We start from the raw sequence: 11,533 nt of genomic DNA on the forward strand, positions 1-11,533 counted from the left end.
GACAACATCAGACGAACGGCCTGCCCAAAAAGTCCGCACTGATAGCGGAACGCTACCCACCTTAACGCACTCTCAAGCGGACCCTTCATCGTCCTGGCGACGGATGCGCAGTTCCGGGGCTTCGCGCGCAGGACAGTCGGGCCGCCGCTCGAATGCGCCGCCTTCGCCGGAGATGCGTTCCTTTTGTATGATATCCGCCGCGCGTTTCCTTGATACGCCCAAGCTGCGCAGCGCATAGTCCGCCAGGCCGAACGACAACTCGCGCATGCCCATGATGGCAAGGCCGACGCCCTGTCTTTCAAGATGGGCCACCTCGGCTTCACTATGCGTCCGCACGGCGACATCAATGTCCGCATTGAGTTTACGGGCGAGTTCGATAATACGCCGCGTCTGAAAGCCTTCGGGCGTCGCGATCACAAGAAGGCGTGCAGCGGCAACACTTGCTTCCTCGAGAATGCCGGGGGTGGACGCATCGCCATAGATTGCCGGTATGCCCTTCGCGCGAAGCGCCTCGACACGTCGCCGATCCTTGTCGACAATGATGACCGGCAGCTTCTCGTCGTTGAGCGCCTTGCCGACTACGCGGCCCACCCGACCGTAGCCGACAATGATCGCGTGATTATGCGTTCCCTCGTTCATTCGCTCAGGAAGAGTGGACAGGGCCTGCCCGCCGCGACGCTCAAGAACCGAAATGACTCGCGGTTGCCGGCCTAGCCATTGCTCGATTCCATCGAAGGTCTTGAAGACGAGCGGGTTGAGCGTGATCGACAGAAGCGCCCCGGCGAGTATCAGATCCCTGCCTTCCACCGGAACCAAACCTAGCGTCACGCCGAGGCCGATCAGAATGAAGGAGAACTCGCCGATCTGGGCAAGGCTCGCCGATACCGTAAGCGCTGTTCGTGCGGGGTAGCCAAAGGTCAGTACGATAGCGAACGCGGCGACGGACTTGCCGACGACGATAATCGCCAGAACCGCGACCACTGCAAGCGGCTCGCGCACGAGCACAGCCGGATCGAACAACATGCCGACCGAGACGAAGAACAGGACGGCGAAGGCGTCCTGCAACGGCAGCGAATCCGCTGCAGCCTGATGGCTGAAGTCGCTTTCGCTCAGCACGACACCGGCGAAGAAGGCGCCGAGCGCGAACGACACGCCGAACAGCGCCGCCGATCCATAGGCAATGCCCAGCGCGGTTGCGAGCACTGACAGCGTGAACAGCTCGCGCGATCCTGTCCGTGCGACGCGCTCCAGCACCCAGGGGACCGCGCGCGTGCCAATAACAAGCATCAGGGCAAGGAAGAGCGCGACCTTCCCAAGCGTCAGCAGCAGCGCCAGGGCGATGGTGCCGCCCGTCGCTTGGCTGCCGTCGCTGGCGTTGCCGCCGAGTACGCCCGCAAGCGCCGGCAACAGAACCAGCGCCAGGACCATGACGAGATCCTCGACGATGAGCCAACCAACAGCGATGCGGCCGTTGATCGAATCCAGCGTATTGCGGTGTTCGAGCGCGCGGAGCAGCACCACCGTCGAGGCAACCGAGAGCGCGAGGCCGAAGACGATGCCAGCGCCGGGCGTCCAGCCCCATACATGGGTCAGCCCCGCGCCGAGCAGTGTCGCGACCGTGATCTGCACGATCGCCCCCGGGATGGCGATCCGTTTAACGGAAAGCAGATCCCTGACCGAGAAATGCAGGCCGACTCCGAACATCAGCAGGATCACGCCGATCTCGGCAAGCTGTTCCGCCATTCCCGCGTCGCTGACAAAGCCAGGCGTAAAGGGGCCGACCGCGACACCCGCCACCAGATAGCCGACCAGCGGGGGCAGCTTCAGCCGACTCGCAATGAAGCCGCCGAAGAAGGCAAGGACCAGCCCCATGACGATCGTGGTGATGAGACTGGTGTCATGCGGCATCGGCATCCTTTCGGAAAGCCCGCCGGGTCGACGCGCTTGGTGAACCATCGATAGAAAGCACATTCGAGGCGCGCGGCGCCCTTAGCCTGTCATCCGTCTCGATATTGATGAGACGTTAGCCCTACACCACTCCACCGGTAAACGCGATCCGCTCGCAGAGAAAATGCGCCGCTGGCCCGGCTCTGCGAAGCGAACGGATGCTCATATAGATCGATGATGTTTATTCATGCCAGCGGCGAGGACCATCTTGTTATCGGTCGGCGCAATGCACATATCGCCTGCATTGGCACTCTCGGCTTGAGACTGCCAGCTCGCAATTTGGCAGCGCTGGCTCCCGCTTGTGAAAGCGACGATTTCGTCGCGATCCAGCGACAGGATGCCTGATCTATGACATTTCGCCCCCTCCATGACCGCGTGCTCGTGCGCCGCATCGAAGCCTCTGAAAAGACGGCTGGCGGCATCATCATACCCGACACCGCCAGGGAAAAGCCGCAGGAGGGCGAGGTCGTCTCCGCCGGCAGCGGTATCCGCGCCGAGGATGGCAAGATCAAGCCGCTGGACGTCAAGACCGGTGACAAGATCCTGTTCGGCAAATGGTCGGGCACCGAGGTCAAGCTCGGTGGCGAAGACCTTATCATCATGAAGGAAAGCGACGTTTTGGGCGTCATTGGCTGACCCAGCCTTTTCCTATCAGTCCGGCCGTAGCGAAACGGTTCACCGATTTTTCCATAAAGGACCACTGACCATGTCAGCCAAGGACGTAAAATTCTCCCGTGACGCGCGTGAAGGCATCGCGCGCGGTGTCGATATTCTCGCCAACGCGGTCCGCGTGACGCTCGGCCCCAAGGGCCGCAACGTTCTGATCGACAAGAGTTTCGGCGCACCGCGCATTACCAAGGATGGCGTCGCCGTCGCCAAGGAAATCGAACTGAAGGACAAGTTCGAGAATATGGGCGCGCAAATGATCAAGGCTGTAGCGTCCAAAACCCACGACCATGCGGGTGACGGCACGACAACCGCGACGGTGCTCGCGCAGGCGATCGTTCGCGAAGGCATGAAATCGGTTTCGGCGGGCGTCGATCCGATGGACCTCAAGCGTGGTATCGATCTCGCCGTCACTGCAGTAGTCGCCGAACTCAAGGCGCGGTCCAAACCCGTCCACAACAATCAGGAGATCGCCCAGGTCGGTATCGTCTCGGCGAACGGCGATGAGATCGTCGGGCGCAAGATCGCCGAAGCGATGGAGAAGGTCGGCAAGGAAGGCGTCATCACCATTGAGGAGGCCACCGGCGTCGAGTTCGAGCTAGACATTGTCGAGGGCATGCAATTTGATCGTGGCTATCTCTCACCCTATTTCATCACGAATACCGAGAAGATGTCGGTCGAGTTGCAGGATCCCTATATCCTGATCCACGAGAAGAAGCTGTCGAACCTGCAGGCTCTGCTCCCGGTCCTTGAGGCCGTTGTTCAGTCCGGCCGTCCGCTCCTCATTATCGCCGAGGATATCGAAGGAGAAGCGCTCGCCACGCTCGTGGTCAACAAACTGCGGGGCGGTCTCAAGGTCGCAGCCGTCAAGGCGCCGGGCTTTGGTGATCGCCGCAAGGCGATGCTGGAAGACATCGCCATCCTGACGAAGAGCGAAGTGGTGTCCGAGGAGCTTGGCATCAAGCTGGAGAACGTCACGCTGGAGATGCTGGGCACCGCCAAGCGCGTCACGATCGACAAGGATACGACCACCATCGTGGATGGCGCCGGCGCTGCGGATAGCATCAAGGGCCGCATCGAGGCGATCCGGGCGCAGATCGAGAACACGACCAGCGACTATGACAAGGAAAAGCTCCAGGAGCGTCTTGCCAAGCTCGCCGGCGGTGTCGCGATCATCAAGGTCGGCGGTGCAAGTGAAGTCGAGGTCAAGGAGCGTAAGGACCGCGTCGATGATGCCCTCCATGCGACCCGCGCGGCCGTCGAGGAGGGTATCGTACCTGGTGGCGGGACGGCTTTGCTCTATGCGGCGAAAGCATTGAACGGTCTCAACGCCGTGAATGACGATCAGCGCCGCGGTATCGACATCGTCCGCAGGGCGCTCCAGGCGCCGCTGCGGCAGATCGCGGAAAATGCCGGACATGACGGCGGCGTGGTCGCGGGCCGGCTTATCGATGGTAATGACGAGAATCTCGGCTTCAACGCGCAGAGCGAGGAATATGAGAATCTGTTCCAGGCCGGGGTCATCGATCCTACCAAGGTCGTGCGCACCGCGCTTCAGGATGCCGCCTCGGTCGCAGGGTTGCTGATCACAACCGAAGCCGCCGTTGCCGATTTGGGCGATGATAGCGCCAGTGCGCCTGCGACGGCCGGCGGCATGGGTGGTATGGGGTTCTAAGTCAGGCCCGCAAATCCAAAGGTGGGAGGCAGAGGCGTCATACGCTCTGCCTCCTTGGTTTAGATCCGGACTCAGATGACAACGACGCCAATGGGTTATGGTCGCTCATCAGCAAAATGATGACAACCAACTCGGCAAAGCGCTCGGTGGTCTGCGGTAAAGAGCGCGAGGGCCGCGGCTTCACTTGCTGCCGCAGGAACACGACAGCTCCGATGCGGATGCAGACGATCGGGAGCGAAAGCGGCAGACGTCTCAGGGCGGGCAGCAACCACTCTACGAGCGCAATGAGGCAGCCTATTCCGGCGAGAACGAGGATGCGAGGGTCGGCAAGCAGATGCATGTCAGATGAGGCTCCGGGCGCATGTTCGATCGGACCCGTGTTAGATGGTGACAGCCGTCCGACGCCGCAGTTATAGCTCTTCAACGCCCACCCGCACCTCCATGCCGCTGAAATCCTCCGCGTCACCGGCATAGCCCCCAGTGACGGGCATGATCTGCGTGTTGCATCGGCCAACAGCCACGGGGATGAGGTTGGCCGATCCCACTCGCCCGTGCGTGGGATCGAAGGCAATCCAGCCGGCGGCGGGGAGATAGGCCTCAGCCCAGGCATGCGTCGATCCTGCGTCGTCAAGAGAGACGTCGGGATCGTGGAGGTAGCCGGAGACCGCGCGGGCGCCGAAGCCAAGGTGGCGCACGGCATCGATAAACAATGCCGACATGTCTCGGCACGAACCGTTCGCGATCGAGAGTGTCTCGAGCGGCGATTGCGTGCCCTCCTCCTCGCGTGTGCGATAGGCCACAGCATCCCCAATGCCATTATTGATGTTCTTCAGGAGCGACAGCGTGTCGACAGTAGGTCCGAGAACAAAGCTTCGTGTCCAGGTCGCGAGCACGCCTTCCGGATCATCGTGCTCCGGATGCAGGAGCGCACCGAGATCCGCCATCTCGCCGTACGAATAGCCGAACGGATAGGTGTGCGCGCCGGGCGCGATCCGATAGATGGGCCACGCAAGCGCTCGCTGATCCACGAGAACTTCGCTCGATATGGCGAGCTTGTCCGTCGGGACGGCAAAGCTCGCCGTCGCTACCAGGTTGCCCAACACATCCTGCGCCCACGCAATATCGGCCTTGGGCGAAACGTCGAGCGAGCTGGACAGGATGGTCAGGTCGTGACTGCCGCGCGGCACCAGCATCAGACGATGCGGTTGCAGCAATACGGCGTGCCGGTAGCGATAGATCGTGTCGTGGCGTATCCGGAGCTTCACCAGCGCTAACGCATCAACCCAGCCGCTCGGAGCGCGTCTTCGATAATCCTGCCTACGCCAGATGGGTCGGCGGGAATGGCGATTTTTGGCGACTGGTCGAGCGGAGGTAGCGGCAGCGGATGATGGTTCGTAGTTTTCTGCATGATAGTGGCGCTAGCCGGAACGGTGTTGTTTGAAGGCTTCAAAGGTTTAACCTTCGCCAATCCCCAAAATTCGCAAATCCGATGCGTCGAGGAAATGCTCGCCTCCAGCATGTATGCGCCGCTTCTGCCGCAGCCGTCGTCGCTCAATGTGTCGAGCGGCGTGCCGTGGCCCATGCCGGTGATGCTGTATTCCTCGATCACGTCCCGGTCATCATCGTTCCGCCAGACCCGGCGTGGATACCCATCCACCGCCTCGGTGCGGTCCGGATCGATACCGACCCCGTGTAAGGCACGCCATTGACTGATGATCACGTCCGCATTGACGGGGTTGACGGTTGCGTCACCGCTTCCGTGCCAGATCGATATGGTCGGCCAGGGCCCCCTATGATCGGAAGCACTGCGAACAAGCCTTGTCAGCTCGGCTTCACCCGGTCCGCCGCGTCCGCGCATGAGGCCCAAGGCTTTCGGTATCGTGTCGGCACAGCCATAAGGAAGGCCGGCGATAATCGCACCGCCCGCGAACAGCTCAGGGTAAGTGGCGAGCATGACTGAAGCCATCGCCCCGCCGGCAGACAGACCCGTGACAAATATGCGGGCTGGATCAATGCCATGCAGGTTCGTAACGGCAGCGATCATCTGCCGAATCGATAGCGCCTCGCCGCCCTCCCGGCGATTGTCTTCGACGGAAAACCAGTTGAAGCAAAGGTTCGGATTGTTTTGCCGTTGCTGCTCGGGAAACAGCAAAACAAAACCATAGCGATCGGCAAGCTGCGACCAGCCCGAGCCGACGTCATAGCCAGCGGCCGTTTGCGTACATCCATGAAGGACGATTACGAGCGCGGGAGATTTTTCTTGCTCGGGAGGAACATAGGTCGATGCGCGAAGGCAGCCAGGGTTGGAGCCGAAAGCGCCCAATTCCTTCAACCTACCGGCATCGGCTTCACGGACGCGTCCCGTTGCCAACCCGCGGACCTGAGATAGGCGGGCAAATGTATCGGAAAGACGGGACATCGCGGCATCCTTGTCAATGAGGCTCTCACGAGCGGGAAAAACCGCACTCTATGCTGCGCTGCACAAGAGATGGGTGGCAGCTTCAGCATTTGCAAGAAGGGTAAACACACATGCCGCTGGTTTCGTTTTCTCACCCCTCCGAATGCAGAGGTTGCAGGTTCGCATCCTGTCGGGTGCACCATCTACGAATATCGTAGAAGAACTGCGCCAGCGTGGGTGCCAAACCCGTTGGCAGTCCTGGTCGCCAGCTGGCTGCATCATGCGGCTCAGCCAGCCCGATTGGGCAGGCTGAACTTCGCAGGTAGATGGGTTTGGGCAGGGCGCCGGCTGCAGCTATTTTTTACGCATATTCTCCAGCTCCCTTACCTCACCGATTTTCTGACTTGGCTGAGACGCGTTTTTCTTGGGCTGATCTGCCTTTGGCTTGCGGACTTCCCGGTTCGATTTCTTCTGCCCTTTGGCCATTGCATCGTTTTCCTTGCTGATTGTCCATGCCCCACCCCAAACATGGGGTGCCAGCTGGTCGATTATTTGCTTGCGAACTCTCCGGCCTTTGCCCCGAAATGCTCCACCGCATGTTTCCGCGCGGCGGCAACCGTGCCGAAGCTTTCGTCAACCACTGTGCTGACAATCCATGGGTACCCCTGACTGTTATAGCGTGTTTCACGCAACGTCAGTCGGACCTGGCCGTGCTCGTCCTCGGCGATCAGAAATGGTTTGGTGGGGGTAAATGACATGAATGTTCCTTATCGACGAAAGCAGCATGCCTTCGCGTGCTGGGGTTGGCGCCTGACTTTGCTGTCCGGTGACAGTGGGCAGATGCAGGTTGAGCGTAGTGAGAAAACAAGGCCCTGAAGCCTGAAGCCACGGCATGGGCTGTTCGTGCTCAAGCATCGGAAAGGCCGGTCAGGTACAACTTTACCGGTTCGCCAACGCCCGGTCGTTCACGGCTGACAGGCGTTCCCAGGTCAGAGCCGCCGCAGCGCCAAGCTTGCGCTGCATTCCACCGATCCGCCCGGCAATGTACGAAGCCTCGACTTCATATTGACGCCTGATGCCAACCGAAGCGGCACGCCTGGCTCTGATCAACAGCAGCTGATGGTCGAAATAGAGTGAGTTAAGGTCCATGATCGCCTCCACAGAGTAAGCGGGAGCGCGACGTGTCTCTCAGCCGCAGGCGCCTACAAGAGCGTTTGCCTGCGATGCAGCAAATATAGCACCTGCTGGGGCAGATTGTAAGGCATTACCGGTTGCGCAGCCGCCGATCCGGTCACTCACCGCCAAGCAGCCGGTATCCCACGCCCAGTTCATTGACCAGGATCGCCAGGCGGCTGACATCGGTTTCGATCTTCTGCCGGATGTTGCGGATCACCACGCGCAGATATTCGATGTGCCGTTCATAATCATGTGGCCAGACAGCGCTCATCAGCTGTTGATGCGTGATCACCCGGCCAGGGCATTTTGGAATATTCTTTGGGCGTCAGATGCACATCGACATCGCCCTTCAGCACGCGGCGATTGACCAGATCGATCTCGACATCGCCGGCCACGACCGAAGACTGCGTGGCGCAGGGCCGTCCGCACGCGGGCGAGCAGTTCCTCGCTGTCGAACGGCTTGGTCAACAACGCCATCGGATCGCGACCATAGCGGGCGAGCGCGTGCGCCGCCCAGGCGTTCCGGCAACCGCGATCCGTGCGGTGAAGCCAAGCCGCTTCAGGAAGGCAAGCACCCGGCGGCAAAAGCGGTCCTCCCCCCCGAACAAATGCGTTGTACCTGTAAGATCGAACCACAATCTGTCCGGACCAGATACGCTGATCGAATGGGTCCATTGTCGCGCAGCATGAAGCGCAAGCCGGTCGAGCAGCGCACGATCGGCGTCGGGCTCGGCATCGCGAACATCGAGGTCGGCAACCAGCGCGCGCGCGTGCGCTGCGGCCATGCCAGGATGCAGGCCGAGTTCGAGCGCCTGCGGACAGGCCGCGGTGATTACATCCCTCTGGCCGGTTCGGCTTATGAGCACGGTCGGCGTACCCCACAGCATCGCCCAGGTCGGGGCAATTGCGTTTGCCGTCATCGGGGCGCATCGCCCGGAATGGATGCTCGGCGTGCTCGTTGCGCCGGCCCATCTCGCGCACGGTGGGGCGCTGGTGTGCTGGCAGGGCGTCGATATCGGCCTGCGCCGGACGACCGCGCAGCGCACTATCTCGGGCCCAACGCGCACCCGGGCGCCAGCCACCTCCGCGCGGAACGGAGCAGGCCCCGGGATCGCCGTCAACCGGAGTTTCGAAGCGCGGCCTTGCCGCCGATCGTCCGTCAGGCTGCTTGGCTGACCGCTCGTTCCTGCGAAGCCGTTCGATCGGCAATTGCGGCAGGAAGAGCGGGGCGACCCGTTGCATCACACGCCTCCAGTTCTAGGGAAAAAGGATCTCCGTTCCGCTGGCGGATCAGCTCTACTTGCCAGCGGGGACGGCCAACGCCTTGCCAGGGCATGCGCTCAGCCGCTGTGCAGCTGATCCTCCATCGCGTAATCGCCGATGACGGCGTGGACAGCGGGCAGCGTTCACGCGAACGGCGACTTCGATAGAGCAACATCGGCGTGCCACTGTCCGAGGCCGCAAGCTGAAGCCGGCGGGTGGCGGTCATGTCGGCGGCCTTCACCTCTGCGATGACGCAGGCGAGTGCCCCATCACGCAGGCCGTCCTCCGCCATGGCGAGAACTTCCAAATCCTTACGTCCCTGCGCGTAAAGAACCTTGTCCGGCCCCACCCCTACCTGCTCCAGGCCCGGGGCATAGAGATCGAAAACCGTGACCGCCCACAGCACATCGGAGCCGGGCTCCGCGGCGAAGCGCGTAGCGATCCCCGCCATGAACAGCCGGGCGGCCGCGTCATCGTTAAGGCTGGCAGACGCGGCGGCGACCTCATGCAACCCACCGCTGTTGAGGCCACGATCTGCGAGCCGGTCATCGAGTTCCGGCAATCCGAAGCCCAGTGCGCCACCGCGCATTCTGCGAGCAGCTACCATCTCGGCGTTGGGCCGAGGCAATGGGCATATCATGGGGGCATTGGTCAATGACTCGCCTGTTCTCTCTGTGTTCTCCTAAATTGCACCTGTTCGTCAAGCGGTGTGCAGCGTGCAACCGCGCCAGCGCCAACTGGAGGACTCCATATGATCTTGGATGCTTCAGGTGGCAGACTAGCGCTGCGCGTTTAGCCTGACGCTAGTGAGCGTGCTGGTTTGCGTCTTCAAATTGGTGTGTGCACTCCTGCTGCGGCTGAGCCTGGATCGAAGTTCCATCCCAGCAAACAATTCCATTTGTCAGCAGTCCTATGAGGGGTAATTCGGCGAGCAGAAGCTGAGGAGCCGGATAGCGATAAATGGCACCCAGGGTTTGATGGGATCAGAACCTATCAGCCGGTTGAGCGTTGATGCGAGCCCCTCAACCGCTGACAAGCTCGGTGACGCTGGATCACCCTGTAAGGTCCAAAAGCCAAAGTGATGGAACAGATCTAATGTTTGACCGCAATTCCGATGGAAAACAGGCAATAGTTGATCTCGCCCAGAAACATCGATTTCCCCCTGACGCTGCGTATATGCTGTTCACTGCCCTGAGCGCTGGGAGGGGAAGGCAGGCTCAATTCAATCATCCGGCTTTGGGCGGGATGGGACAATGGTCACAAGGTGGCTTGACCATGATCGGGGACATGTTCAACGATGGGCTCAAGCAACGTGTAGATGCCCTAAGCAGGGATCTTGCGAAACTAGCACAAGACATCGGCGTCACCGACCTGTCGCACAATCGCGAAACCCTGCAGCGGCAGGATGCAGGCTCCCTGGCAGCCTCTCGATCTGCAAGAGCCGGACGTTTCTGGCCCGCTGACTTGGGCGTTCCGAGTTCGACCGGATCACAGAATGATATGCATTACGCTGTCTTTCCGGCAGCGCGTCGCCTGGCGGTCAGCAACCGAGGTGACATAACAATATATGATACGGGCGATCTGCGGATTTACGGCGCTGCTCAGCAGCAGAGCAATACACAGTCATTATGTTTTGCCAGCCAGACAGGGCCGGTAAGCATCAATGATCTGCCGGTTGTCCATTCGTCAGGCAAAGGCGGAGAAACAACCCCGGCCTCCCCGGATGCGTCGCAAAAGGAACACGTTACTACTCCCCACTCCGCTATCGACGGCGGAGCTTTGGCCAAACCTTTGCAGGGCGGAGCATCGGCAGGCGATAGCTTGCATGCATTGTCCCTCTTGGAAAAGTTGGCTGATCTTCAAACAAAAGGGATCATAACCGTGGAAGAGTTCAAAGCGAAAAAAGCCGAACTTCTGGCGCAGCTATGAGGGGGAAGCGGCGAATGCCTCGGATCGGGAACCAAAGTCAGCTAAGGATGTTGGCGATGGAAGTTGGAGGGGTTTTCGATGTTGAGACAGACTGTACTCGTCGTTGAAGATGAGCCGCTCGTTTCGTTGATGGTTGAAGACGAGCTTGCCGACGCGGGTTTCGAGAGCGTGATCACCGACACAGCATCTGCCGCCATTGAGTTGATCGAGAAGACCGAAACCCAGCCTATCGCCATCATCACCGATATCCGGTTGCGTGAGGGCTCTGGCTGGGATGTAGGACGTGCGGCACGGCGCCGTTTTCCTCACCTCCCCATAATTTATACCAGCGGAGACGCAGCAGGTGAATGGAAGACGAGTGGCGTGAATTCCAGCATTTTTCTGCAAAAGCCTGTACCTATCAACACGATCGCTCAAAATCTTCAGCGCCTGTGCGGAGCGGGTTAAGGCGGACAAGACAGCCCGGCTGTTTTGAGTTT

The 11,533-nt window shown here is 60.5% G+C and carries 14 protein-coding genes; 4 read left to right on the plus strand and 10 right to left on the minus strand.

What is annotated here, in order from left to right; all coding sequences use genetic code 11:
• Positions 1 to 72 precede the first annotated feature (72 nt).
• Positions 73 to 1,908 (minus strand): YbaL family putative K(+) efflux transporter, encoded by a 1,836-nt coding sequence (gene ybaL / locus GRI97_RS17475; protein ID WP_161392527.1) that lies wholly within the window; start codon positions 1,906 to 1,908, stop codon positions 73 to 75.
• A gap of 387 nt (positions 1,909 to 2,295) precedes the next feature.
• Here ybaL and GRI97_RS17480 point away from each other — a divergent pair, with 387 nt between their 5' ends.
• Positions 2,296 to 2,583, plus strand: coding sequence for a co-chaperone GroES (locus tag GRI97_RS17480; protein WP_161392528.1), 288 nt, complete (start codon positions 2,296 to 2,298; stop codon positions 2,581 to 2,583).
• Between the two features lie 70 nt (positions 2,584 to 2,653).
• The gene (gene groL, locus GRI97_RS17485) at positions 2,654 to 4,288 is read left to right on the plus strand and encodes a chaperonin GroEL (RefSeq protein WP_161392529.1); all 1,635 of its coding nucleotides are present in this window, start codon (positions 2,654 to 2,656) and stop codon (positions 4,286 to 4,288) included.
• 37 nt (positions 4,289 to 4,325) lie between these two features.
• On the opposite strand, the gene GRI97_RS17490 is transcribed toward groL, so the two are convergent.
• From GRI97_RS17490 to GRI97_RS17525, 9 genes are all read right to left on the minus strand, one after another.
• On the minus strand, positions 4,326 to 4,628 hold the full coding sequence (locus tag GRI97_RS17490) for a hypothetical protein (RefSeq protein ID WP_161392530.1): 303 nt from the start codon (positions 4,626 to 4,628) through the stop codon (positions 4,326 to 4,328).
• A 70-nt stretch (positions 4,629 to 4,698) separates the two neighbouring features.
• A complete protein-coding gene (locus GRI97_RS17495; protein ID WP_328598592.1) occupies positions 4,699 to 5,553 on the minus strand; it encodes a transglutaminase family protein in 855 nt (284 codons plus the stop codon).
• Positions 5,554 to 5,558: 5 nt separating this feature from the next.
• A complete protein-coding gene (locus GRI97_RS17500) occupies positions 5,559 to 6,707 on the minus strand; it encodes an extracellular catalytic domain type 1 short-chain-length polyhydroxyalkanoate depolymerase (protein WP_161392531.1) in 1,149 nt (382 codons plus the stop codon).
• A gap of 527 nt (positions 6,708 to 7,234) precedes the next feature.
• Positions 7,235 to 7,444 carry a hypothetical protein gene (locus tag GRI97_RS17505; protein WP_161392532.1) on the minus strand — a complete coding sequence of 70 codons (210 nt, stop codon included), beginning with the start codon at positions 7,442 to 7,444 and terminating at the stop codon, positions 7,235 to 7,237.
• A gap of 181 nt (positions 7,445 to 7,625) precedes the next feature.
• Positions 7,626 to 7,835, minus strand: a complete 210-nt coding sequence (locus GRI97_RS17510) for a hypothetical protein (protein ID WP_161392533.1) — start codon at positions 7,833 to 7,835, stop codon at positions 7,626 to 7,628.
• A gap of 142 nt (positions 7,836 to 7,977) precedes the next feature.
• Complete coding sequence (locus tag GRI97_RS18735; protein WP_235917945.1) at positions 7,978 to 8,133, minus strand: winged helix-turn-helix domain-containing protein; 156 nt, start codon at positions 8,131 to 8,133, stop codon at positions 7,978 to 7,980.
• Entirely contained in the window at positions 8,111 to 8,257 is a 147-nt protein-coding gene (locus tag GRI97_RS18740; RefSeq protein ID WP_235917946.1) for a hypothetical protein, read from the minus strand. The genes GRI97_RS18735 and GRI97_RS18740 overlap by 23 nt, the downstream gene beginning before the upstream one ends.
• Before the next feature lie 69 nt (positions 8,258 to 8,326).
• Complete coding sequence (locus tag GRI97_RS17520; RefSeq protein WP_235917947.1) at positions 8,327 to 8,749, minus strand: Y-family DNA polymerase; 423 nt, start codon at positions 8,747 to 8,749, stop codon at positions 8,327 to 8,329.
• A 272-nt stretch (positions 8,750 to 9,021) separates the two neighbouring features.
• Positions 9,022 to 9,714: an ImuA family protein gene (locus GRI97_RS17525; protein WP_161392534.1), complete on the minus strand. Its 693-nt coding sequence runs from the start codon at positions 9,712 to 9,714 to the stop codon at positions 9,022 to 9,024.
• A 506-nt stretch (positions 9,715 to 10,220) separates the two neighbouring features.
• Between GRI97_RS17525 and GRI97_RS17530 the strand changes: the two genes are divergently transcribed.
• Positions 10,221 to 11,054, plus strand: a complete 834-nt coding sequence (locus GRI97_RS17530; RefSeq protein WP_161392535.1) for an SHOCT domain-containing protein — start codon at positions 10,221 to 10,223, stop codon at positions 11,052 to 11,054.
• 78 nt (positions 11,055 to 11,132) lie between these two features.
• Positions 11,133 to 11,501: a response regulator gene (locus GRI97_RS17535; protein WP_161392536.1), complete on the plus strand. Its 369-nt coding sequence runs from the start codon at positions 11,133 to 11,135 to the stop codon at positions 11,499 to 11,501.
• Positions 11,502 to 11,533: the final 32 nt, after the last annotated feature.

This window comes from Croceibacterium xixiisoli (assembly GCF_009827305.1).
Classification (GTDB): domain Bacteria; phylum Pseudomonadota; class Alphaproteobacteria; order Sphingomonadales; family Sphingomonadaceae; genus Croceibacterium_C; species Croceibacterium_C xixiisoli.

Bases quoted from the DNA above. Each gene is read 5' to 3' on its own strand.
- ybaL (WP_161392527.1), bottom strand. From the start codon at position 1,908: ATGCCGCATGACACCAGTCTCATCACCACGATCGTCATGGGGCTGGTC.
- GRI97_RS17480 (WP_161392528.1), top strand. From the start codon at position 2,296: ATGACATTTCGCCCCCTCCATGACCGCGTGCTCGTGCGCCGCATCGAA.
- groL (WP_161392529.1), top strand. From the start codon at position 2,654: ATGTCAGCCAAGGACGTAAAATTCTCCCGTGACGCGCGTGAAGGCATC.
- GRI97_RS17490 (WP_161392530.1), bottom strand. From the start codon at position 4,628: ATGCATCTGCTTGCCGACCCTCGCATCCTCGTTCTCGCCGGAATAGGC.
- GRI97_RS17500 (WP_161392531.1), bottom strand. From the start codon at position 6,707: ATGTCCCGTCTTTCCGATACATTTGCCCGCCTATCTCAGGTCCGCGGG.
- GRI97_RS17505 (WP_161392532.1), bottom strand. From the start codon at position 7,444: ATGTCATTTACCCCCACCAAACCATTTCTGATCGCCGAGGACGAGCAC.
- GRI97_RS17510 (WP_161392533.1), bottom strand. From the start codon at position 7,835: ATGGACCTTAACTCACTCTATTTCGACCATCAGCTGCTGTTGATCAGA.
- GRI97_RS18735 (WP_235917945.1), bottom strand. From the start codon at position 8,133: ATGAGCGCTGTCTGGCCACATGATTATGAACGGCACATCGAATATCTG.
- GRI97_RS17520 (WP_235917947.1), bottom strand. From the start codon at position 8,749: ATGCTGTGGGGTACGCCGACCGTGCTCATAAGCCGAACCGGCCAGAGG.
- GRI97_RS17525 (WP_161392534.1), bottom strand. From the start codon at position 9,714: ATGCGCGGTGGCGCACTGGGCTTCGGATTGCCGGAACTCGATGACCGG.
- GRI97_RS17530 (WP_161392535.1), top strand. From the start codon at position 10,221: ATGTTTGACCGCAATTCCGATGGAAAACAGGCAATAGTTGATCTCGCC.
- GRI97_RS17535 (WP_161392536.1), top strand. From the start codon at position 11,133: ATGTTGAGACAGACTGTACTCGTCGTTGAAGATGAGCCGCTCGTTTCG.